The organism is Anabaena subtropica FACHB-260, from assembly GCF_014697105.1.
GTDB classification, from domain to species: domain Bacteria; phylum Cyanobacteriota; class Cyanobacteriia; order Cyanobacteriales; family Nostocaceae; genus Trichormus; species Trichormus subtropicus.
Map to the genome: position 1 here is coordinate 20,873 of NZ_JACJRF010000002.1, position 24,929 is coordinate 45,801.

Below are 24,929 nucleotides of genomic sequence, written 5' to 3' on the forward strand. Positions count from 1 at the left end.
GTAATTACTTCAAAGTGTGTAAAAATTTACAGCAATCTAAACCACAACTCTTTCGCGGCCATGGTGAATACCAGCACCAAGGCTAAAAAGTTCAAAAACTTACCAACAGTCCGAGAAAAAATTGGTAGTTGGCGATCGTGACGTTTTTCCGTGGATAGGTTGTGCATACCAGGCATCTCTTCCAGGGATATTTGTGGTATGGTGACATCCAACGCTGCGGCTCGCTCCACCAATTCTTGATGTAAAATTTGTTCAGTGCGATCGCCACGAGTTGCCAATTCTTCGGCTGTGGGATTGTCGGGACGGTGGTCAATCATTCTTAATTGATAACCTTCTAACCTTTCAATTAGTCGTCCGTCTTCATCAACACTGAACACTGAGGTATCGTACTGTTTACCTTGTCTACCTTCCCCTTGTGCCACACCAATACAAGATTCGCTACCGTTGTTATGGGTTTGATAAATCTGAATGGCTTTGATCCCAATTGGTAATCCTAAATCTTGAGGTACCATTGGCTGCACAGACTGGAGTAGGGAATCGCGGTAATAAGGATCGCCTAACAGGAATGGGCCATCGGCTCTATCTACAGACTCTTGCACTTGCTCTACAGCATTCCTGAGCGTGCGGAAAACCATTTTTGTAGAGTTTAGGGTGTAAATCTGTTGCAAGCGTTGGAAGCGTGGGCCTTGGAACAACAACCAACTGTACAAGTCTTCTTTGGGTTGGAGAGCTAGAGGTTGTGCAGGTAATTCTACATTCTGAATATGAACTTCTATCGGTTGCCCTAAGATAAAGGTAGCAGCAAAGTGAGCTGTAGTAAACCCAGTCTGCTCAGTTCTAATTTCTGCCAAAATTTTGATCGGAGCTTTTTTAGATTCCCTCTCTAGCACTTGGGCGCGCAGTTCAATTTCTACACCATTTTGAGGATCTACAACAATTGGCCTCTCTAGACGAATATCCTCGATCCGCACGGTATGGAACTTGTCTTGACCTACAGTATAAGCAACAGTCTGTGCCATTGCTTCTAGACCAAACACTGTGGGGAATAGATAAGAGCCTTTGTATACGTGGTCTTTGACGTAGGAGTCTTTTTCTAAAGTCAGATGGGTACGAGCAATAATTTCAATCCCTGGATCGATAATTTGTAACTGCTCGATAAATTTGGCTGTCTGTGGGGGAGGAGTGCGTTTAACTCTCCAAGTATCAAAACCCCGTCCTAATGTCTGCACACCGCCCAAACTGGAAGTAATCACAACTTGAGCATCACCAGGATTTTTCTGTATGAGTTGTACAAACCGATTCACACCTTCATCTTTGGGAATGGCTTTGATTCCCATGCGGCGGAGGTTGTGAACTGTTCCCATCCGCGCACCCATACCGACTTCTGCCCAAACACTGTAGGCGGTGGAAAGAACTGCGGTTTCTGGGTGTTGCTGACTGAAGCGACGCAGAATTAAATCCAACACTTCGTTAGAGAAACTATACCAAGAGTTACCGGGTAAACCAACGACTGCACCGATGGATGAAATACCTGCAAACATCTTGGGTGGTTTATTTTGCAGTGCTTGACAGAGGTTGAATGCACCCATGACTTTTGGGGCAATTTCTACTTCAGCATCTGCCAAAGCACAATTTTCTACCCGTCGTGCTTTATTGACTGCTGCCCCGTGAATCACCCCTGTAATATTACCTAAATCTTTCTCCACCCGTGCCACTAGTGCTGTTACGGCTTGAGCATCAGCAACATTACATTGGTAATATTGACAAGTTAATTCTTCGTCACGGAATCTTCTTAAAATCCGGGAAATTTCGGGACTGCTCTGACCTGTAGGATTTTCTTGGGGATGGGCTGAACTACCCACTAGTGCCATTTTCGCACCAGTTACTCTAGCTAAAGCTAAAGCACATTCGGCTGTAATCCCTTTTGCTCCGCCTGTAACTAAAAATACATCATTCGATGACCAAACAATATTGCGGTCTTGATATAGGGATCTGTCTTGAATTGTCGGACGAGGAATGCGTCGAGTTAGTTGAGAATCATAACCTACTGCTAAGAAAGCATCTGGTCTAGCAATCTCTTCAATGGCACGTTCTACAACCACGCTCGATTCTGCTGAAGCAGGTAAATCGATGATGCGGACTTTCAGGTCTGGACGTTCTAGATGGAGTGTGGAGACAAAGCCGATAGTGCAACCTTGCTCGATATCACCGATTTGATGTAGTTTGCCAAAATAACCGCCACCAAATTGGATATAGCTGACACTGGTGTACTCCCGTTGTGCTTTGGATGCTTGTGGTGGGGTTGCTATAGCGTTGAGTCTAGCCATAGCTCGTTTTAACCCTACTTCTGGGGATGTCTCATCTGGAATATGCTGGGGTAGAACAGCAATGAAGTGGGTAAACTCTTCTTTTTTAATGAAGGAGTTAGCTGACATTTCTGCAAAGCTAGTCACCTCTACCTGAGCATGGAGTTGCTGAAGTTTTTGCTGAATGGTGGCGACGAAATCTGCGGCTTCTGCTTCCGCAACTATCAAGACTTTGGCTATTTTCCAATCATCTGTTGCAAATAAGTGAGTATTTTGCCAATTCTCTTCTTGACTGGAGATACTGGCGGCTTCTTCTGCAACAAATTCAACTACAAAGTTGCGTGTCCAACCAGTTATATCTTGATCTTCATTAACAGTGGGAGTGGGTGCAGTCTGTGTAGAGGTTTGTGGTTGCGATTGTTGGGGTTGGGATAGTGCTTTGAGAGCATCGACAATTTCGATGAGACTGGCATTAGCAAAGTGCGACGGATCTAGCTGTCCTTGAACTCCCATTTGTTTAGCTGCTTGAGCAACTAATTCTGCGGATTTAATGGAGTCTAGATTTAAGTCATCCAGTAACCTAGCTTGCAGGTTAATACTATCTCGTGGATATCCAGTTTGCTCGACAACTAAATTCACAAGAATGTCTTGTATGGAAACTGTTGACGGTTGGGTTACCTGTTCAACTGGCTGGTTTGGTTGATGACCGTTACTAACTACATGAATTGGTTGACTACCATTACTAACTACATGGGTGGTTGGGGGAGGTGTCAAAACCTTGATTTCTGGTTTGTGTGTTCCGTTCCCGTTAGTTGTATTGCTTTTAGCCTGTTTTGGTTTGTTATTTATCAATGATGAACTTTGTAAGTCGGCTCGAATGACTTGAGCTAAAAAGTGACCTCGGTGAGAAAAGTAGGTAGATAGTAAGTTGATCAGTTCTTCGTTGTTGTGTGTATCCATAGGAATATTTAATGATCTTGAGTGATAGTTGACAGTAAAGGTAGGCTTTCTATATCAGCCCGAATTAACTCAGCGAGGAAAAGACTTCTTTCTGAGAAATACTCAGTTAAAGCGTCTACTAGTTCTGTTTCTGAGTCGGCGAATTGGTGGATTGAGTGAGTATGATTGACTGTTTCTGCCAAGCCATGTTCAAGGGATGCGATCGCAGATATTTCTGGATCAGACACTTGAAAAGGCCTCTCACACTGGTTCTCAATAAATATCCGTTGTGATGCGCTCACAAACGGACGGACTAGGCGGTTGCCATAAACAACTTGCCAGTTAATTTCGCCGCCACGGACAAAGAAACTACCTAAAACGGTGTTAAAGTCGCGGTCATGTCCTGGTTTTGATTCTAGGGGAAGACAGATAAGGTTGGGGTCAGAAGTGGTTGCCTCTACCAAACCAGCCAGGACTTTTCCCGGCCCTACTTCTATCATTAAATCACACTCGCTCTCCATTGCTTTGACTAAGGAGATAAAGTTGACTTGCGAGAGCATCTGATGAGCAAAGTGCTGTTTTAACTCTAACCCTTCCGTGGCTTTTTTTCCATCCCCACTGAGAAATAAGGGTATGGAAGTTACAGAAAGTCTTTGTGGTATCTGAGCTTTCTCTTGTAAAAAGGCTGCGGCTGAAGACATCATGCGAGAGTGGAAAGCGTTAGAAACAGGTAGTTGCCGAGTCTGGATGTTTCTCGACTGGGCTTTCTGCACTACCTCCAAAACGCTGGCACTTTCACCAGAAATCACGGTTTGTGTGGGACTGTTAATATTAGCGATCGCTACATAACCAGACACCCCAGTTAATAGTTGCTCAGCAGTTTGGTAATCGCAGTTGAGACTAGCCATTGCACCGCTTTGATCCTGAGTCGCAGACATGGCTTTACCACGCATGGCTGCTAGACAAATCAGGGTTTTCTCGTCATAAGCACCGGCAGCACAAAAGGCTGTCAGTTCACCCAAGCTGTGACCACCTACAGCCACAGGTTTAATTCCCAGATATTCCAGGTACTTTTGCCAGAGTAAAGACACGAAGCATATAGCTGGTGAAGTTATTTCGGCTTTGGTTAAATCTTCTGACCATGTTTTGAGTTGCTCGGCATCGGCAGCTTTCTCTAGAGGATGATAGATATATTGACTGATGGGTTCACATCCAGCCTCTTTTAACCAATTATCGGCTTGCTCTAGAAATTGCTTTGCCCAGGTATGTCTTTCTACTAAGGTTCGGGCCATATTCAATTTTTGCGAACCTTGACCAGGGAAAAGAAAAGCTACTCGACAATTTTGGATATTGTTACCAATCCAGATGTCTTTTTGCGGAGAAACTCTGATTTCCCCTGCACTGGGAGGCATATCTTGCAGCATTTGCTCTAACTGCTGTAAACGCTCCCATAAAGCCATAGGAGTGTCAACAATTAATGCTGCTCGAATTGGCTGTGCAGAATCTATGGATTCTGTTAACTGCACTGCCAAATCAACCATTTCTGCCATGCTCATCCCATGTGCCGTTTCCCTAATCATTTGGGTGCGGGCGATTAAATCTGTAATCGATTTGGCACTGAGAACAAACAACTCTGTATCCTGATGAGAAACTAACAATGCTTGTTCTGTGAGGGATGGTTTTAAGTGGGGCGCGGGTGGATCTCCAGATTCTAAGGTGATGTGGGAATTAATGCCACCAAACCCCATAGCGGAAACTCCGGCTCGGAGAATATCCGTTGGCTGGCGTACTTCTCCAGAGATGACTGGATAGACAGACTTAACGGTAGTCTCGAACACGGCGTTAAGTTCTTTGCAACCACAAGTAGGCGGAATGACTCTTTGGTTAACAGCCATAACAGCCTTGATAAAACCACCGATACCAGCTGCGGCTTTTGTATGTCCTACTAGGGATTTGAAAGAAGTTACCCCGACAGAACGAGGTGCAATTTCTCCATCTTCAGCGATCGCTAGAGCAATTCCTTCTAATTCTGTGCGATCGCCTACTGGTGTTCCTGTACCATGTCCCTCGATGAAGTCTAGGTCGTGACTTGTGTAAGGTGCTTTATTATAGGCACGACGGAGGGCTTTGGCTTGACCAGTTTTCGAGGGTGCGGTAATTCCGCCTTTACCATCTGATGAGATTCCCCAACCTTGGATGACGGCATAGACATAATCTCCAGCTGCTCTGGCATCTTCTAATCGCTTCAGCACGACAAAGCCGCATCCTTCGCCGGGAATAAAGCCACTAGCTTTGCGATCGTAAACATTCATATCTCCTTCTGTGAGCGCGCCTGCCTTGGCAAAGCCAATCAATTCAAAGGTATCTAAACTAATGTCTACGCCTCCAGCTAAGGCAATATCTAGTTCTTGGGTTGCTAGTTGAGTACAGGCAGTCGCTACGGCAATTAGAGAAGAAGAACAAGCTCCGTCTACTACATATCCGCCACCGTCAAAATTGAAGAAATTGCAAACTCTACCTGCCACCGTATTCGCCAGATTACCGGCTAAAGTATCTTCTGTAATTGGCGCAAACACAGATTTGTAGTATTTTTCCATTGTTGCTACAAGCACTTCTGTGTTTTTTGCAGACATACCCTTGGCTGTTGCTGCTGCCTCTAGAGACTTGCGGACAAAAGGCCAGCGTAATCGCATATATTGAGAACGACTTTGTTCTCCTGTTAAGGTGTTGCCTAAAATAACTCCTGTGCGTTCTGTAGGGACGTTTTCACGGGTATATCCGGCATTTTCTATAGCTTGTAAAGCGACTTCTAGGGCTAACCAGTGAACAATATCAGATGACTCATAAGCTCTTTTGGGAACTCGTCGATTAGCCCAGTCAAAATCAAAGCCATCTATAACAGCAGCTCGACTGCCATAGGTCTTGTCTGGGGTTTTGCGATCTGGATCGTGGTATTGAGATACTGGCAATCTTACGTCTGGAAACTGTCGAAACTCGCGTCTTCTTGCAAGTATGTTTTCCCAAAGTTGTTTGAGGTTATTGCTACCAGGGTAATGACAACCCATGCCAACAACTGCAACAGCAAAGTTATTTGCTTTAGCGAACATAATTTATGCTTTTTTGATTGGATTTACATTTGTCGGGAAACCAACACTGAGGTTAGTTAGTGCTACCTATTTTCTTGAGTTGTTTGTTGAGCAACCATTGAACCAACACTGTCTATATTGGCAATTAGAGACGGCAAATATTTAGTTTATTTACCCCATAACCCTGATACATGAAGGGTTTGATTATGTTTAATGCTAAATTTGTTTCAATCAACATAGTTGCTACCCTGTATTGTTCTGCTCGATTCATTCTTTAGCTATGTTGATTAATCAGTTGTAACCAACATATTTATGCAATATTTTTTGGCAATTGGGGAAAAAATAGTTGTGGCTCTACTTTCCCCTGGATGCTGGGGGATTAAAATCAAAGGTTGAGAGTGGATATCAAAGTCTTGAAACATAATCCCCCATCAGAAATACAGCCTGTAACATTGTTTGCTTTCTCATCTGATTTCATAGAGAAATCGATAGAGCAAACAAATTTGATTCCATCATAAGGACTTTTCTGGAAGGATGAGAAAATCTTTACAATGATATTACTGAAACATTGAAAATCATCTCAAGTCATCATTAGATATCTCCAAAAATAGCGTATAAACCCTGATGACACAAAGCTGTTATCTTCTTTTCTGGAGATGTCTTGTGTGTTTTGTCCTTGAAGATGGAATTTGTCTCATTGTTGCCTCAACAGCCTAGTAGTTCACCAACCCAAATTGCTCGGTTAAGGTAAGCAGGGGGAGAAAGAGATTCTTTTGCTGCTTATCAACTTTGCTAAGTTAACTTGGCAGACTACTAGTAGTTCACCAACCTAAAATTGCTAGGCTAAGGCAAGCAGGGGGAGCAGGGGAAGTAGAGGGAGCAGGGGGAGAAAGAGATTTTTTTGCTGCTATTGACCTTGCAAAGTTAACTTGGCAGACTACTAGAAAAAGCGGCTAAGACTTAATTTCAGCCCAATGTTGATACTTTTTGAACTCTTGATGTCTCTTGTTCATCTGATTGTGCCTCTCCTACCTTCTGGTTATGCACAGATACATAAGCTATTTCCTGATCCCAAGGTTGCAATTCTGGTTGGTGACGATAGTTAGTGAACTCTTGACGCATCTTCGCTACTTGACTATTGGTTGGTAGGCCTTTAATTTTCTGCTTGTAGAATAACTCGCTAATAGCCATAAACCCTGCTATTATCAACAACCGGAAGAAATGGTATAGGTGTTTTGGCGCTAGTAAGCCGGGAAGGCCAAAGCCTTTCCACTGTAATTTCATGTACCAGATAGCAAAGTAGAAGTGTGTTTTTTTCAAGCCTGCGAAGACGTTGCAATGCCAAGGTTCAAATTTAGCATTTTCTAAGAAATGATCAAAGTGCATCAGGGTGTTATAGTCTCCAAACAACTGATCTCCCCGATAACAGTCCATAAATCCGATGTTGGCTTGTCGATCTACTAATTTGTTGAATTGTTTGTAGACATCAATAAACAGTCCGTTCACAGTGTCTCGATAGATATTGATGAAACTCTTGAGAAATGTCAGATGTAAATGCCATTTACCAACGAACAGAGGTACAACTATGCCAAACCACAACATATATTCAAAGTAAATGCGCCAGCTCATAACACTAGCATTACCTAAGTGCTTGGGATGGTCACGCATGAGTTGATTAATACCGCCGCTTTGGACGACGTTAAACTCGTTGTATGCAGTCCGCTTTGCTTCTGCATCAGGTTCTCCTGCTAGCTTGGCGCGAATAATCTCTGTCACACTCTCAATTGCAAATGCCGTCATTGAACTTCCCATCGAATAGAAAGCATCAAAAATACAAGCAGCATCACCAATTACATACCAGTTATCTGGAGAGAACATCACTTTACTGGTGTGTGCCAACCTCGGCCAGTAGTGGAAATCGATGTTTTCACCGCTAGCGACTAGTTGGTAGAGAATGTTGTGGTTCGCTTTCAGGAAAGCATAAAACTTCTCCTGAGTGTTGATACTATCAGTGGGAATCACATCATGATGTTGGATAATCCCAATTGATAACTCCATTGATTGAGTGTCAGTAGGAATCATCCATAGCCAGTGACCATGACCAAACCAGTGATTTGTGGCATAGTAATGACTGCATGAAGCACCATCTGGGTCATAGCCATCGTGGAAGATCGTGCGGTCTACATTTTTAACGCGCACCCATGCTGAACCAGTGTTGACACCACAGAGATTATCCGGCCCAAACAAAACATTATCGGTTTTGCGACCAATAATAAATTTACGACCGGCAGCATCAACCACGTGTTTGGTTTTGAGTTCCAGAGATTCATTACCGACCTTGACTTTGACGGTCTTGAGCGCATCCCCTGGCGTTAGATCCACGTCAACCACACGACCGTTATAAAAGACCGCACCCATATCTTTGTTCATTTTCAGCAAATCTCGCTCGAATTTAGCGCGGTTTAGCTGAGTAGCAGTCATGGCAGGTTGTCGATTAGTCCAGACGTGATAGTAGTCTTCGATATTCCCGGTTTTTGCTGGGTCTTTAGGCCAATGAAAGTTCAGTCCAAACTTAGGAGGATGATTTTCGATGACGTATTCATAAAGACCTAATTCTTTACAAATAAACAGAGCAGCAACTTCAACTGTTGACTCACCAATTTTTAGGTCTTTTTCTGTGCGTTCTTCAGGACGTGGGTCTATTAAGGCGATCTTGATATTGGGAACTTTGAGTAGTAGGTGTCGAGCTTGGCAGTTGCCAGCAAGGCCTGCACCCATGATTACGACATCGTACTCTTGTGTCTGGACACTGTGCATCTATAACTCCTTAATAACTTATGGAAGTTTTTGCGAGAGAACATGGTCTTACTAAATACCTGTGAGTCTTGGTTGGTCGCACCATCGCAGATTCACATAGTAAACCTAACGGTAGATAGATGAGATAATATGCAGTTACGGTATATTTTCCCAACCTCAAAATTCAGCTTCAAACATCCGAAGCCTCAGAAGTTAAAGTAGAAAGTCGATGAGGTTTCTGAGTGATTTAACAAATTCATCACCAAATCAAGCAAGAATCTAAGTTGGCAAGGCAAAAAATTCGGTGTATGTGGTGACACAGCGAGATCTGGATGCAGGAGATTTTGAGCCATCAAAGTTACCTTAGTAAACTCAGAAGGCATCTTTAATCACGTTCAATGGCTCGAAATCCCACGGAATTGACATCTGCTTGCTTTTCAGCAATCTTATTTTCCTCATCTAATTATCCTTCTGGTGGGCTATGGACATCTACATCATCTATATACATTGATATTGACGGACACAACTGACACAAACGTAATGCAAGTTTAACCCTCCGGTTACCATTTTTTCTAATCTCAGTCGAATCACTGTATTGACAATGTACAGTAGAAGTTCTCAATTCATCTCTATGTTGTGCAACGTCTATATGTTTTCCTTCTAGTTGTAAACAGCAGTGGTTTTACAGACTTCGGATAAATTCCTTTTTTGATCAGATTTAATTCTGCTTAACCTCAGCAATCAAGTTTTGTGCAATATTTACACGCATTGTTGATGTATGGGACATCCTCTAAGGATAAAAAGGAAAATTTGATGTGCAATGTGAATTGAGGGGAGAATCCTTGCCATTTTATCGATGCTGCCAAAACAACGATTTTTAACAAGTCTTGCAACGCTCACATTAGAAGAGGTATTTCTAATTCAACATTAGCAGTAATTAACCAACTAATACACTAATTGTGAGCAGATCGATTAAATAATGCCATTGTTATGTGGCAAATTTAATTAGCTGATTAACTTATCCCAGAATCTAGATGATAAACACGATTTCATAATATTTTATTTATATTTTAAGTCAATACACTAGATACCGAATTTTGAATATTTTCACAAAAGTTAATATCATTAGAATGATTATTCTATTTGATATGTGATTTTTGTTTATATGGTTAAAAATTGCACAAGATTTATTTAAGAGAAAGGTAAATGTCATGGAATTTAAACTAGATAATAGGATGTTTTAAAAGTGATGTAATTTTATGAGAAAACTCATAATCATTCATCTGCAAGATTTAATAACGCAGTATCTCGTGATTAAAGCTTTGTTATCTATATTTATTATATCCAGACTAGATAAAAGAATTAATATTTAATTAAATAGTTCTTAACCATAAAAAAGCAGAATTCTATATTGTTTAGATATTTATATTAGATTCAAAAAAAAGGAAGTAATTAATATTTAATATTTAATTAAATAGTTCTTAACCACAAAAAATCAACAGAAATGTCAGGCATATTTACGCCATCACTTCAAGCAACTGATTAAACTTCCTGACTTAAATAACCAAGAGATTGAGACAGAATTTATCAACCTGATAGATGAAGGTTTTAAAAACTATGCTTTATTCCAACAAAACCAAAACCTTGATGAATTACTGAGTTGGGCATCGGAGTTTAGCGCAAAATTGGAAGCAACTATTCATTCATGGATTGAGCAATCTGGAGGAGAAGTAGGTAAATTTCTACGTTCCTTACTCAATAAAGCTCATCAGTGGTGGTATAGATACCGCCTGACAATAATCTAGCCGAACGAACGTTACATTTAGCGGTAACAAAAAGAAAAGTTAGTGGCGATTCCCGTTCTATGGAGTGGTTTCAAGATACTGCCAATTTATTGACTGTTATTCAAACTTGTCGCGGTTTTTAAACGCAAAGTTACGCTGAGGGTTTTTAAGAAGCATTGATTCTTTTGAGGAGACCGATGTTTAAATTGAGTTTAGTTCCTAGCCATAAAGCGTGTGCTGTATGATCTGTGACATCATCGCCTGTTTCCGGATGGATGAGAATATCTAACCCCTCACGGTTGAGCATTAACCAGGGGACTACTTGAGGAAACTGGTTAGGTGAGAAGGCAACTTGATACATTGATGTGGGATGCGGTCCAATGGGTTGATCGTGCCAGTGTCCCAACTGTACTTCAAATCTAGCTTCTAGTCCTTCTCGGATACGGGCAGCAATGTCACGAGTTTCGGTATTGTAGTAGACGTGAGCGTGAAAATTAGTGATGATGCTATTTTCTTTCATCGTTCTTGCTGGGTTGGTCGAATGAGAATTTCATTCACATTAGATACTAAAGCTAAAGTGAAGATTGGGAACTTTTCGAGAGGGGGTAAAGCCCGGACACTGGAGTTTACATCTTGTTGAAACCACCTATAAAAAAGGAATCAAGATTATGTCACAAGAGTTAGAACAGTACCAACCCCAATGGCAGCATTCTGAAACATTACCCAAATGGGATATTACTATTGTCCCTTTTTAGCTGGTGTTTTTATTTTCTTGCAAGTCCCTTAATTACGAATTACGAATTATTCAATGTCACCAGTTTTAAAAGTTACCCCAACAGCATCTTCCCCGGACGTATTTGAGCTTGTCGCGTCACTGGCGGCTGATTTTGCCACGCGTGCAGCCATCCACGACCGCGACAGTTCTTTCCCTTTCGAGAATTTTCAAGCTCTCCATCAAGCACAACTGTTAAATCTCACAGTTCCTCAAGAATTTGGTGGTCAAGGAGCAAACTATACAACTATTTGTAAAGTCATTGAAAAGATAGCTAGTGGGGATGCTTCTACGGCTTTGGTGTTGACAATGCACTACCTACAACATAGTAATGCAGCCCGGACTCGTAATTGGCATCCCACCGTGTATGAGCGCCTGTGTCGAGAATCAGTTACAGGTATTGTTTTACTCAATGCTGCCCGTGTAGAACCAGAATTAGGTACACCAGCCAGAGGGGGACTACCAGCCACAATTGCCAAAAAAACGAGTGATGGTTGGCTAATTACTGGTCATAAACAATACACTACAGGTAGTCCGATCTTAAGTTATTTCATCGTTTGGGCGCGGACAGATGAAGCAGAACCACGGGTAGGTAGTTTTCTTGTCCCGCGTGACTTTCCTGGTGTGAGGATTGAGAAAACTTGGGATCATTTAGGGATGCGAGCCACTGGTAGCCACGACTTAATTTTAGAAAATGTCTTGATTCCCCAAGAATATGCGTTGGATCTTCATTTCCTGAACACTTCTTTAGCACCAGACCCTCTAAAATTGGCGGGTGGTAGTTTGTGGTTGAGTGCATTGTATCAAGGAGTGGCAACAGCAGCACGAAATTGGTTAGTTGAGTATTTGCATGAACGTCAGCCTGCTAACTTGGGTGATAGTTTAGCAACTCTACCCAGATTTCAAACAGCCGTTGGTGAAATCGAAGCCCTGTTATACGCCAATCAGCGACTAATTTACAGTTTGGCGAACGATATTGATCAAGGTGAGTATGATACCAAAGTTGCTTTACAAGCGCAAACAGTGAAATACCTAGCTACAAATAATGCCATTCGCGCTGTAGAAATTGGACTTGAACTGATTGGTAATCCTGGTTTATCCAAGAAAAATCCTCTGGAAAGACATTATCGAGATGTACTTTGTAGTCGCATTCATACACCACAAAATGATGCAATTTGTTTGTCTTTAGGGAAATCAGCACTCAAAATTACAACCTAAAGCCATAGATTATACCTATCAATGGTGAGTAAATGTTTAATGGACAAGTGGAAACAGAGTTATTAGATGGAGTACCTTGGTTATTCGGGAAACAGCCCCAATTACCACCCCATATTCAGTTATTAGTTGATGAACAACAGCAGAGACGAGATATTTGGGAGTTACCAGAAAAAAATAGCCCTGGAGAGAAGACCTAACGATCGCTCACATAGCACCACTATAATTTTTCCACCAAACTGACTGTGGCTCTGTAAAGCAGTCTAGCACCTTGAATATAACCAGCGTGGGTGACTTTGACTATTTCGCCTGGTTGCGCTGTTCCCTCTTTTAATTGCTGCAATTGAGGATCATAAGGTATTTCAGATCCTACAGGTGCGATCGCTTCTATACCCCACGCCTGTAATAATTTTTCTAAAGGTTTTTGGACTAAAGGCACGATTTTCACGGCTGCTAGTTCGGGATTATCTCGCGCTTTCTGGGCTGCTGTCGGCCATTGCAATAATAAAGGTTCCAGCAATTGTAAACTCGACTGCTGGAACTCTTGCTGTAATATTTCTCGCTGCTGTTGTAGTTGTAGCTGCGATCGCTCATACTCTCTTTTTAAATCAGCAATTTCTTGGGGATTGGGCGGTGCTTGGTACTCAATATCTGATTCTAAAAAAGTTGATAATAATTCACTCAAGGGTATTTGCAGCGCTTTTGACAGCTTTAGCAGTACATCCAAGCGCATCTGTTCTATCTTACCCTGGCGCAAGCGCAATACTTGATACTCGGAAACGTCAGCATTGCGACTTAGGGCTTTAAAACTAGAAATACCTACTTGTTGTATTAAATTTTGCAACTTTTGCGTAAAATCAGACATCGGTTACTGGGGATTAGGGATTAGGGGCTGAGAACCGAGTAAATTGTCTCTCCTCCCCCTGCTCCCTGCCCCCTGCCCCTGCCTCTTATTCTTCCAGTAAACTTCTCAACATCCAAGCAGTTTTTTCATGTACCTGCATCCGTTGAGTTAGTAAATCGGCGGTGGGTTCGTCGTTAACTTCATCTACTACAGGAAAGATAGAACGCGCTGTTCTGACTACAGATTCTTGTCCTTCCACTAGTAAGCGAATCATTTCTTTGGCTTTGGGAACCCCTGGAGTTTCGGGAATCGAACTCAGTTTGGCGTATTCGCTGTAAGTTCCTGGTGCTGGATAGCCAAGCGCCCTGATTCTTTCAGCAACTAAGTCTACTGCTAAGGCTAATTCTGTATACTGAGTCTCAAACATGAGATGCAGTGTCTGGAACATTGGCCCAGTAACATTCCAATGAAAATTATGTGTTTTCAAATACAGTGTATAGGTGTCAGCCAACAGGCGAGACAATCCATCGGCGATTTTAGCCCGGTTGGCTTCATCAATGCCGATATTTACATTGTTAATTGTTCCTTGAGATGCCATGAGTTTCTCCAAATTGAGTAATTATTATTAATTGGGAACCTGAGAACTGGGAAAAAGAGGAAATTTTGCTAATTTTTCTTCCTTACTCCCTGTCTCCTGCTTCTTGTCATGCCTCTTTCTTATTCTCTACGCTAAGTGCATCTTCAAAACACTACGTGGAGCTTTGCGAACTCTAGCTAGAATAGTTTCTTTACCTAAACGTTGGCAGGCTTCATACCGATGGCAACCAGAAAAGCCATAATACTGTCCATCTACTTCTAAAACATCTATGGGTTCTTGTTGTCCAATTGCCGCAATCGATTCCATCAGGGCTTGTACTTTATGGGGATCGTTACCACGGGGCAATGGCCGCTTAATTTGATTTAATGGAATTTCTTGTACCCTAACCATGAGGAGTAAACTCAACTAGTTCTGTTTCGTATCTTTATATAAATCATAGTCATTATGACTTCGTTTTGCAACTTTTTTTAGAGCAAAACCGATAAGGGTATTATTGGAGCGTTCATGCGACAAAACCACCACTTTATAAAGCAATTGCCACCAGCCCAGAGCCAAAGCACAGAAGGAAAAAATCAGATAGCAATGAAAAATCCGTTCTGGCGTTTTTCGTACACAGTACTGATGACATTCTGTTTATTGGGATTGACAGGTGCATCAGCCACTGAAGATAAAATTAAGGATTTAGAACTGAAAATTGGGATTGTGCAGCGATTTGGGGAACAGCCCACAGCCAAGCTGCAATTAGAACCAACAATAGGCGATCGCTTAAAACTCAAGTTTGCCGAAGGTGATAGAGAGCAAATTCTCGTCACGGAAAAACCTGTCAAACTGGAAACAGTGATGCAAGCGTTGCCCAAACCAGCAATTGAAGAGGTTGTGGTTTTAGGTACATATCGCACTTACGAAACAGCAGAAGACAGTGCCGAAAATTGGCGCAAGCAGGGGATTCAGGTAGAAATAGCCCAGCCAGAACGTTGGCAAGTTTGGGCGAAACGGGACGTATATAATACTCCCTTACTACGACGCTTGTTATTCCAGAGCGTCAAAGCCACTGGTAATGATTTAGCCTACATTGACACAAGGATTTTGCCCAAAGTACCGCGAGTGAGTTGGGTTGTGAATGGTAAGAGCTACACCCCAAATCATGTAGAAATCAGCACAGTTAAAAACTTAATTCGGTTGAAAAAAGGCGAAAAACTCAATACTTCTCGGCTTTACGCCGGGCGGATTAAGTTTCAACCCAACGCCTATGGTACATACACATTTGTAAATAAAGTATCATTAGAAACTTATTTACGTGGTGTTGTGCCGCATGAAATTGGCACCAATGCACCCACATCTGCTGTAGAAGCACAAGCAATTCTGGCTCGGACTTATGCTCTGAGGAACTTACGTAGATTTGCTATAGATAACTATCAATTGTGTGCTGATACTCACTGCCAAGTTTATTATGGGCTGGGTGGTACAGATGCAAGAATAGACAAAGCGATCGCCGCAACCAAAGGGATGGTACTCACCTACAATAATGAACTAATAGATGCACTTTATTCTTCTACTACTGGTGGAATTACTGCCTCTTTTAGTGATGTTTGGAATGGGGCAGATCGTCCTTATTTACGTCCAGTAGTGGATGCACCTACTAATATTTGGGACTTTTCCAAGCAAAACTTGAAAGACGAAAAGAACTTTCAAAAATTTATTAGCCTGCAACAAGGATTCAATGAGAGTAGCTGGAATATATTTCGATGGTATAAAGAAACACCATTAAATGACATCATTAAAGACTTGCAAAAGTTTTTACGGGCGAAAAATAGTCCTTATGCCAAATTTAAAACCATTGAAGCAATGGCTATAACCGAGCGCAGTCAGAGCGGACGTATTCTGGAACTAGCAGTAAGAACAGATATTGGCATTTTTACCTTACACAAAGACGAAGTTCGTAGCGCCTTTGCTGCGCCTCGGAGTACCCTTTTTTACATAGTGCCACTTAATAAAGGCAAAGAAGATTTGTGGGGATTTGCTTTCATTGGTGGCGGTTTAGGGCATGGAGTCGGATTGAGCCAGACTGGCGCTCAAAATTTAGCCAAGCTAGGCTGGTCTAGCTCCAAAATCCTCGAATTTTACTATCCTGGCACAAAATTGCAACGCCTGAGCGAGGAAATAAAGTTTTAATCGAGGTTTCCTTGTTTTAGTGAAGTAAATCTCGTTGAGGCAAAAGGCTTGTGTTGAGAAGTTGGATGTATCTAAAAATGGATGTTTCTCTGTGCTTCTGCGCCTCCGTGGTAAAAATTATTTAAACACAGAGACACAGAGGAAGAAAAACTAAGAGGCTAGGAACTAGTCTCTAGCCTCTATTTTTCAGCTAGGTTGACTCTTAGTAGAGGTCTTCTTCTTTGTGGGTTTGAATGGTTACATCAGAGGTGGGATAAGCAACACAGGTCAGTACATATCCAGCTTCGATTTGATCGTCATCCAAGAATGATTGGTCAGACTGGTCAACAGTACCAGAGACTAATTTACCAGCGCAGGTGGAGCAAGCACCAGCACGGCAAGAGAAGGGAAGATCAAAACCCTGTTCTTCAGCAGCATCTAAAATATATTCATCTTCAGGAACTTCAATTGTATTGGTGGTTCCTTCGGCTTCGTTGATCAATGTAACTTTGAAAGTTGCCATTTCCGTAATCCTCTCTTTTGTGATCGGCAGTATAAGTTATCTTAAAGCAGAGCTTGGCGGCTATTCTTCGGGGATTAGCCACAGATTCAAATTAAGTTCAATTCTGATACTACGAGAAAAAGTCAAGTATGTAACTCGAAATCCATCACGATTAGTAATGAAATTTAGTTACCAGATAACAATAAGTTTTTTTTATGCTTTAGGGACGCTAAAATCACGGTTATTAGAAAAACTTATGATTTGCATCGAAAAGACCAAATTAGGGAAAAAGAGTCCAGTAATTAAGATAGCTTTTGGTTAGGCTTGTGCCGACCAGGACAAGCTACCCCTAAAGGAGATGGAATCAATGAAGGGAACACCAAAAAATAAATTATTCCCAAGTGACAGTTATTAGGGTGCGTCAACAAGAGGCAGGGGGCAGGGGTAAGGGAGCAGGGGGAAACCCCATCCATGTAGCTTGCTTCCCCGTAGGGGTATGGAGGGGATTGAAATAAGGACGTAGTATTTCTTGCACTACGTGCCTTGAAATACATTGAAATTTGTTCTCCATCCATAAATGGAGGGGCTTGAGACCCAATGGCAGGGGGAATTCCAGAATCTTTCTCCCAGCAAGAACTGCTCCCCGCGCCCCTGCCTCTTGTTGACGCACCCAACCTACTTGGATATTTTTTTATCTGGAAGTCCCGAACGAAAAGTGAGTGAACAGTGAGCATCAATGATAATTGATCACTATGATTGGTAGCAGTTTAGGAGAGTAATATATATGAATTGGAGGCAGCTTTGGCAAATGCAAAAATAGGTGTGGGTATAGTTGGTACTGGTTATGCGGCAAAACTACGAGCAGAAGCTTTTTTAGAGGATGAGCGATCGCACTTAGTCGCTATAGCTGGAAGTACACTAGAGAGAACCCAGGCTTTTGCTCAAGATTACCAGACCGAGGCGTTAACTGGCTGGGAACAGTTAGTAGAACGGGAAGACATAGATTTAGTAGTGATCTGTACAATCAATCGTGATCATGGTGCGATCGCCCGTGCTGCTCTGACTGCTGGTAAACACGTTATTGTAGAATATCCCTTATCTGTAGATTTGAGCGAAGCAGAAGAACTAATTGCCTTAGCTAAAACACAACATAAATTACTTCATGTCGAACATATCGAACTTTTAGGTGGCTTACATCAAGCCTTGAAGCAAAATTTAGAAAAAGTAGGTCATCTTTTCTACGTGCGCTACAGCACCATCAATCCTCAAAATCCTGCACCCCGTAAGTGGACTTACAATCATCAAATGTTTGGCTTTCCCTTAATCGGCGCACTTTCCCGCCTCCATCGTCTGACAGATTTGTTTGGCAAAGTCTTCACTGTTAATTGCCATCAACGCTATTGGGAAATAGAACCAGAATATTACCAAGCCTGTTTTTGCATGACTCAACTGTGCTTTACTAGTGGATTATTAGCCCAAGTAATCTATGGCAAAGGTGAAACTTTGTGGCAACCAGAACGAAAGTTTGAAGTTCATGGTGACAACGGTGGTTTAATTTTTGATGGGGATAAAGGGTTTTTCATCCAACCAGGAGAAAGCACACCGATAGAAGTGGGTACTCGTCGGGGTTTATTTGCCAAAGATACAAGTATGGTGTTAAACCATCTTTTTGATGGCGATCCTTTGTATGTCACCCCTGAGGAAAGCTTGTATACTCTGAAAGTTGCTGATGCTGCTCAAAGAGCTGCACAGACAGGGATAACTATATTTTTGCCAGATACGCTAGATTAAATTTCATGAAAACAGACTTAATTGTTATCTTATCCCAACGAGAAATAGAAAAAATGCGGCAGGCGGGACGCTTGGCTGCTAAACTTCTGCAACATCTTGAGCCAATGGTGAAGCCAGGGGTGACTACATTGGAACTCAATGATGAAGCTGAACGTTGGACACAAGCACATGGAGCCAAAAGCGCGCCTCTAAACTATAAAGGCTTTCCTAAATCGATTTGTACCAGTGTGAATGAAGTCATCTGTCATGGTATCCCTAATGCCAAGCAGATTCTGAGGGATGGTGACATCATTAACATCGATGTCACACCAATTGTTGAAGGCTACCACGGTGACACATCCAAGACTTTTATTGTGGGCAATGCTGCTCCCAAGGTGAAGAAGCTGGTGGAAGTAACCCAAGAGTGCCTGAATTTAGGCATTGCGGAGGTGAAGCCAGGGGCGAAGATCGGTGATATTGGGGCAGCAATTCAAGAGTATGCTGAGGCTCAGGGCTTCTCTGTAGTACGTGATTTTGTGGGACATGGTATTAGTAATATTTTCCATACTGCACCAGATGTTCCCCACTACGGTACAAGGGGGAAAGGTAAGCGCCTGCGGCCAGGAATGGTATTTACCATTGAGCCGATGATTAATGAAGGGACTTATGAAGTCGAGATGCTGGCTGATGGGTGGACTGCTGTCACACGCGATCGCAAGTTATCAGCCCAGTTTGAACATACCATAGTAGTTACAGATGATGGTGTAGAAGTCCTTACCCTACCAGAACTTGAGTAAATAACCTATGACGCAAACTTTAGCGGCGGAAAACCTTACTCTGGAGCAATTAATCCCCTGAATAGCTCTTGAGTCAGACTACTGTACTATTTCCCCAATTTATTAGCTATACCTTCACAACCACCGGGAATTGTCGCTCTAGTTTTTTCCCCTCCCCAAGCGCAGCAGTAACAACGGTTAGCCTCCGACATTCGTTGGACATCGCTAAAATCGGCATTTTCGATCACCGCACCCGTATGTTCGCCTGTTCTGTAGTTTGGTGGTTCCGTGCGACTGCGGGGTGAGGCTTGTTCCCATGAGCCGTAAAATAGACGAACTCCGTTGAAGTCAGCACCACGGAGGTTAGCATAATACAGGATAGTGCGGGAAAAGTTGGCTTTGACTAAATCACAGCCGCTTAGATTAGCGCGGACGAGATTGGCTTCACTTAGATCAGTCCATCGTAAATCTGTGTTGGAAAGGTCAGATCCGGCTAACATCACGCCTAAATCGATGACGCGCACACCTTCTAAGCGGTCTTCAGCATAACCACCAATACCATCGAGAATGGCTCTACCCAAACGGCGATCGCGTTTTAAGGGTGTGAGTAACTTAGAACGGGAAAGAAAACGGAGGATTTTGGCTTTACCAGTACCATCAACACTACTAAAAATTGCGGCTGTACGTCCTTCAGCGATCGCTCTTTCTTGCGGCCAGTCTTCTAGTAGTCCCTCTTCGTCTAGTACCAAGTCAGAAACACCTTGGAAGTAGGAATCGATGGTTTGTTGTTGGGTAATAATATTTTGCTGGACTGTTAGCAGGTTTTGTTGAATTGTCAAGTCTTTGGAAATAACATATTGTCGCCACGCTACATAAACTGCAATGATCGCGATCGCAATTTGTCCCAAAGCGCCAAACCATTCCGCCAGAGTACCAGAAGCTTCCCAGTTAACTTTTCGTCCCCATAGTAGCAGGCGATCGCCCACACCACTAAACCTCAAAAAACCAATAAAAGCAACGATTAACCCCAATAAGGCAACAAACAAGGTTTTATCTTGGGATGAAAACCACTCACTCACTACATATAACAGCCAAGGCGACAGTATCGCCAAAGACAACACCAACGTCACCAGCGTACCCGCAATGCCAATTATCCAGTTATTGAGGAGTAAGCCGATGAGCGTGACAGCTATTCCTATCACGATGATTAATAATGCTCTTGGTTTAACTATAACTGGAGGCTGAGGACGTAGTGAAAAATTAGAGCGAGCTTGTTGCAGCACGGCTGTGTTTTGCGGTGACTGCAAGGACGAAATAGCAGCTAAGGCCTGTTGTGCTGCTAGTGTTTCTGGAGTTAAGTGATTTTCACCTGTACCACCGTCAAAGTCATTTGGTTCTGATTCATGTTCAGGTGTAGATTCTGGGGTTGTGGGAGTTGGAGAATTGGATTCAATCGTCATGTTTTCTATTTTGCCCCAGAGGAGTTGATTTCACAAAGAGGGATGAGGGCGGTATAATCTCTGCGTTCCCTTTCTCGATATGCTGGCTGATTGCGACATGAAAAAACTTTTAATCACTGGTGCTAGTGGTTTTTTAGGATGGCATCTTTGCCAACAAGCTCAAACAGAATGGGAAGTTTATGGGACATATTATTCCCATCCTTTAGATATTGCGGGTATCAAATTAGTCAAAGTTAATTTAACAGATTTTACAGAACTCAAACAGATATTTAGAGAAATTCAGCCAGACGCAGTAATTCATACGGCTGCACAATCACAACCTAACTTTTGTCAAATCCATCCCCAGGAGTCATTTGTAATGAATGTCACTGCATCCTGTAATCTAGCAGGACTTTGTGCAGACGATGTTATTCCTTATGTTTTTACATCTAGTGAATTAGTATTTAATGGCTTAAATTCACCTTATAAAGAAACTGATTCTGTAAGTCCTATTAATATTTATGGTGAACAAAAAGTCTTGGCTGAAACAGGTATATTAGAATGCTATCCCCAAGCATTAATTTGTCGGATGCCATTGATGTTTGGCAATGCTACACCCACAGCGAAAAGCTTTATTCAACCATTTATTCAGACCTTACAAGCTGGTAGAGAACTAACATTATTTATAGATGAATTTCGTACTCCTGCCAGTGGGACAACGGCAGCCAAAGGGCTATTATTAGCATTAGAAAAAGCCAACGGGATTCTTCACTTGGGAGGTAAAGAACGGATTTCTCGTTATGATTTTGGGCATATATTAGCTGAAGTTTTGCAACTACCAATTACAGGAATTAAAGCCTGTCGTCAACAAGATGTACAAATGGCAGCACCAAGACCAGCAGATGTTTCTTTAGATAGTTCTCAGGCTTTTACATTAGGTTATCAACCTTTATCTGTCAAAGAAGAATTGGCGAGATTGGTTTGATTAAATGCAAAACAACTGACACTCGCAGTGCAATAAAATATACCGTTCCTAGTTAAGCTAGAGAAAAACTAAGCAAATTCAACATAATTGCCAAAAAAATATCTTTGGCTAACAAAATAGCCTACTATTGCTTTAATAAAGCATTTAACATATCATCTAGCTATCTTTACGTCTTGTATCTAAAGGTAGAAAATAAAGGTTAACTTAAAGTTAGGCAACCTGATAAAGGTTTGATCTGCTCAAGAGTAACCTGCCAATCTATCTACAGTGCAACTGAGGTCAAATGACGCAATCTTGCAATCGAGTCAACGTTTGGGAAGAACGTCGTAATGAAGCTAATACCTACTACAAGCAGGGAAAGTTTCCAGAATATCTCGATTTGGTAACGGAAAATTTACAATTAGCCAGAGCAATTCCCGACCGAGCTAGAGAAGGTCGGACATTGAACGATATTGGTTTAGCCTATCTTGGATGCTGGCAACCGCAAAAAGCATTAGAGTGTTTCCATCAGGCGTTGGCTGTGGCTGTAGAAATTGGCAACATACAAGCAGAAGCCACAGCTTTAAGCAATCTGGGTTCTACTTATAATCGTCTGGGCAAACTTGCCCAAGCGTTGGAAAATTTTGAGGGAGCAGCGCAAATCTTTAGGGAATTGCAAGATATTCCAGGTGAAGTGTCTACTCTCAATGATATGGCGCTAATTTATATTAAATTGGGTGAACCCAAGCGATCGCTTCTGCTACAAAATCAGATTTTAACCATGCGGCGTTTGCTAGGAGACTTTTCTGGTGAAGCTACTACACTCAATGGCATTGGATTCGCTTATAGTGTTTTGGGTGAGTTTGAGATAGCGCTGCATTATCTTCAACAAGCATTACCAATTCAAAAAGCAGTCAAGAATCTTGCTGGCGAAGCCATCACCTTAAACAACATCGCCTCTATCTATCTCGACTTAGGACAAACCAAACAAGCCCTATTACTCTACCATCAAGTTCTGTTAACACGACAGGCAATCAGCGATCGCCCAGGAGAAGCCACAACTCTCAACAATATTGGCTTTACTTACTCCAAATTGGGTAGTCACCGCAAAGCACTGAAATTCTACAAACAAGCTCTTGTCATTCATCAACAACTAGGAGATTCTCTTGGAGAAATTTCGACTTTGTTAAATATGGGCAACCTTTACGTAACCACAAAACGGAAAAAATTAGCGCTATTGTGCTATCGCAATGCTCAAGAATTAGCAGAGCAAATCGCAGATCAGACAATCCTGGAGAAAGTCAAGCAGTTTATGGATGCGCTGTAAATTCAAGGGTTTAAGACCCCTACTTCTACACGTAGTATCAGTTGAGTTGGAGTTTAAATCCCCGACTCCAACTGTTTTGAATTTTGAATTTTGAATAGTTAATTAGTGGGAGTAAGCGACAGATGTATGCTGCCATTCCTCCCCACTTTCCCCTACAGCAACCCTGCGGACTCATATAAACGCTTCACCATAGCTGTAATTTTTGTTCCATAATCTAAATCAGCTGACCAGCGTCCTGAAAGTTGCTCAATCAGTGAAGCAACGCCACGGGTGACGAAGCGAAATCTCGGATCTACTACTTCATTTACCAGAGGTTCTAGACTGGCGTAAGCTTTGAGGTGTTGGATATGCGCCCTTACACCAATTCTCGCACTAAGAAAAGAAGCAGTTTCCCTACCACCACCAATAGAACCTAAACCGGCAAAGTTATTTTGTTCTGCTCTAATATCACCACCAAAGCGTAAAAATCCAGTTTCTACACACATTTGGCAAAAGGCAATATCATAATTTACTCCCTCTATACCGGCTTCTTCTCGATAGAGTTTAGGAATGTCTGGAAATTGGCTTAAAGCATTTTCGTTATTATTTCTCAGGAAAATTTGCATCTGTACTTCGGATGTACTACCATTCGACATGATTCTGTTAATTTGACCAGGGCAAACGATCAAATTAGAACGTAAGTTGACTGTGCGTGTTGCGGCATCCCAACTAACTGATATATTGAAATCTCGCAGTTCCACTGCTTTGACATACACAACGCGGCGATAGGTAATCCGATTGACATTGGGTGCTTGCGACAAATCTATGCGTAAACGATCGACTAAATCCACTGGAATGTAAGCGTTACCATTGACTAAGATTCCTTGCTCTGCGTAATTCTGTCCGTTAATGTTGATGTTGATGGCTGGATAAGTTGGGTCTGCTGGAGTTCCGGGGGTAGGATCAATCACTCGACTCCATGAAGCCAAGCCATCAGCAATACCCAAAGCGAAATCTCGGCGACGATTTTGCAGCAAAGCCCGATCCTCTGGACTGCTGAGAAAAGCCACTTGCATCAGCAAAGAAGCGATCGCAATCTGCCGACAAAATGCTAAACTACCTAACCCACTATTTGTATCTGGCTGTACTCCCCGATTTGGTAGTTGGGGTACACGACGCAACAATCCGACTAAAAGCAATTCACTATTGCTCTTACGCTCGTTATTCCCTGCAATATAGAACACACTAGCCCCACGCACACTAGGACTACTCGCCGAATCAGCATGAATCTCTAAAGCAATATCACCTCGACGACCACGGGAATTGATCCAAGCGATAGTACCAGCAGCACTCAAATCATCAGGAACAGACAAAACCTCAAAACTCCGCGATCGCAATTCTGTGACAATTAAATCTCGCAACAGAATCATCTCTCTAGCTTCCGTCGTTCCCCCAGCGATTGAGCCTGGATCTGTACCTCCCGCTTCTCGTCCTCCGTGGGCTGCCGAAATAAAAATACGCCCCATGTCCCGTATTTCCTCTGATAAGATTAAGCGTAAGCAATTCTACACAATATTATGGGCTTGGCAACAAGAATATAATAGCCGTAATGAGTAATGAGTGATGAGTAATGAGTAATGAGTAATGACAACTGACAACTGACAACTGACAACTGACAACT

General features: G+C 42.3%; 17 protein-coding genes. 7 read left to right on the forward strand and 10 right to left on the reverse strand.

From position 1 onward, the window contains the following. Positions 1–26: 26 nt before the first annotated feature. The 4 genes from H6G18_RS01490 to H6G18_RS01505 form a co-directional block, all read right to left on the reverse strand. Entirely contained in the window at positions 27–3,266 is a 3,240-nt protein-coding gene (locus H6G18_RS01490) for an SDR family NAD(P)-dependent oxidoreductase (protein WP_190405309.1), read from the reverse strand. Positions 3,267–3,274: 8 nt separating this feature from the next. Then, positions 3,275–6,352, reverse strand: a complete 3,078-nt coding sequence (locus H6G18_RS01495; protein ID WP_190405310.1) for a type I polyketide synthase — start codon at positions 6,350–6,352, stop codon at positions 3,275–3,277. A 945-nt stretch (positions 6,353–7,297) separates the two neighbouring features. Then, positions 7,298–9,148 carry an NAD(P)/FAD-dependent oxidoreductase gene (locus H6G18_RS01500; protein ID WP_190405311.1) on the reverse strand — a complete coding sequence of 617 codons (1,851 nt, stop codon included), beginning with the start codon at positions 9,146–9,148 and terminating at the stop codon, positions 7,298–7,300. 1,929 nt (positions 9,149–11,077) lie between these two features. Further along, a complete protein-coding gene (locus H6G18_RS01505) occupies positions 11,078–11,431 on the reverse strand; it encodes a DOPA 4,5-dioxygenase family protein (RefSeq protein ID WP_190405312.1) in 354 nt (117 codons plus the stop codon). 288 nt (positions 11,432–11,719) lie between these two features. Here H6G18_RS01505 and H6G18_RS01510 point away from each other — a divergent pair, with 288 nt between their 5' ends. Both H6G18_RS01510 and H6G18_RS01515 read left to right on the forward strand, forming a co-directional pair. Then, a complete protein-coding gene (locus tag H6G18_RS01510) occupies positions 11,720–12,901 on the forward strand; it encodes an acyl-CoA dehydrogenase family protein (protein ID WP_190405313.1) in 1,182 nt (393 codons plus the stop codon). 32 nt (positions 12,902–12,933) lie between these two features. Next, positions 12,934–13,098, forward strand: a complete 165-nt coding sequence (locus tag H6G18_RS01515) for a hypothetical protein (protein WP_190405314.1) — start codon at positions 12,934–12,936, stop codon at positions 13,096–13,098. Positions 13,099–13,118: 20 nt separating this feature from the next. On the opposite strand, the gene grpE is transcribed toward H6G18_RS01515, so the two are convergent. The 3 genes from grpE to H6G18_RS01530 form a co-directional block, all read right to left on the reverse strand. Further along, on the reverse strand, positions 13,119–13,763 hold the full coding sequence (grpE, locus tag H6G18_RS01520) for a nucleotide exchange factor GrpE (RefSeq protein WP_190405315.1): 645 nt from the start codon (positions 13,761–13,763) through the stop codon (positions 13,119–13,121). Between the two features lie 85 nt (positions 13,764–13,848). After that, positions 13,849–14,340 carry a Dps family protein gene (locus tag H6G18_RS01525; protein ID WP_190405316.1) on the reverse strand — a complete coding sequence of 164 codons (492 nt, stop codon included), beginning with the start codon at positions 14,338–14,340 and terminating at the stop codon, positions 13,849–13,851. Between the two features lie 126 nt (positions 14,341–14,466). After that, the gene (locus H6G18_RS01530; RefSeq protein ID WP_190405317.1) at positions 14,467–14,730 is read right to left on the reverse strand and encodes a ParB N-terminal domain-containing protein; all 264 of its coding nucleotides are present in this window, start codon (positions 14,728–14,730) and stop codon (positions 14,467–14,469) included. A gap of 114 nt (positions 14,731–14,844) precedes the next feature. On the opposite strand from H6G18_RS01530, the gene H6G18_RS01535 reads away from it, so the two are divergent. Continuing rightward, positions 14,845–16,512, forward strand: a complete 1,668-nt coding sequence (locus H6G18_RS01535) for a SpoIID/LytB domain-containing protein (RefSeq protein ID WP_190405318.1) — start codon at positions 14,845–14,847, stop codon at positions 16,510–16,512. A 202-nt stretch (positions 16,513–16,714) separates the two neighbouring features. On the opposite strand, the gene petF1 is transcribed toward H6G18_RS01535, so the two are convergent. Continuing rightward, positions 16,715–17,014, reverse strand: a complete 300-nt coding sequence (petF1, locus tag H6G18_RS01540) for a ferredoxin PetF1 (protein ID WP_190405319.1) — start codon at positions 17,012–17,014, stop codon at positions 16,715–16,717. 780 nt (positions 17,015–17,794) lie between these two features. Between petF1 and H6G18_RS01545 the strand changes: the two genes are divergently transcribed. Together H6G18_RS01545 and map are read left to right on the forward strand one after the other, a co-directional pair. After that, the gene (locus H6G18_RS01545; RefSeq protein ID WP_199311517.1) at positions 17,795–18,784 is read left to right on the forward strand and encodes a Gfo/Idh/MocA family protein; all 990 of its coding nucleotides are present in this window, start codon (positions 17,795–17,797) and stop codon (positions 18,782–18,784) included. A 5-nt stretch (positions 18,785–18,789) separates the two neighbouring features. Continuing rightward, positions 18,790–19,560 carry a type I methionyl aminopeptidase gene (gene map, locus H6G18_RS01550; protein ID WP_190405320.1) on the forward strand — a complete coding sequence of 257 codons (771 nt, stop codon included), beginning with the start codon at positions 18,790–18,792 and terminating at the stop codon, positions 19,558–19,560. An 86-nt stretch (positions 19,561–19,646) separates the two neighbouring features. Here map and H6G18_RS01555 read toward each other — a convergent pair whose 3' ends face one another. After that, positions 19,647–20,999 (reverse strand): pentapeptide repeat-containing protein, encoded by a 1,353-nt coding sequence (locus H6G18_RS01555; RefSeq protein ID WP_190405321.1) that lies wholly within the window; start codon positions 20,997–20,999, stop codon positions 19,647–19,649. Positions 21,000–21,096: 97 nt separating this feature from the next. Between H6G18_RS01555 and H6G18_RS01560 the strand changes: the two genes are divergently transcribed. Both H6G18_RS01560 and H6G18_RS01565 read left to right on the forward strand, forming a co-directional pair. After that, the gene (locus tag H6G18_RS01560) at positions 21,097–21,963 is read left to right on the forward strand and encodes an SDR family oxidoreductase (protein ID WP_190405322.1); all 867 of its coding nucleotides are present in this window, start codon (positions 21,097–21,099) and stop codon (positions 21,961–21,963) included. Between the two features lie 283 nt (positions 21,964–22,246). Beyond that, complete coding sequence (locus tag H6G18_RS01565) at positions 22,247–23,269, forward strand: tetratricopeptide repeat protein (RefSeq protein ID WP_190405323.1); 1,023 nt, start codon at positions 22,247–22,249, stop codon at positions 23,267–23,269. 152 nt (positions 23,270–23,421) lie between these two features. Here the strand turns inward: H6G18_RS01565 and tftA are convergent, their stop codons facing one another. Further along, positions 23,422–24,774: a hormogonium tapered terminus morphoprotein TftA gene (tftA, locus tag H6G18_RS01570; protein WP_190405324.1), complete on the reverse strand. Its 1,353-nt coding sequence runs from the start codon at positions 24,772–24,774 to the stop codon at positions 23,422–23,424. Positions 24,775–24,929: the final 155 nt, after the last annotated feature.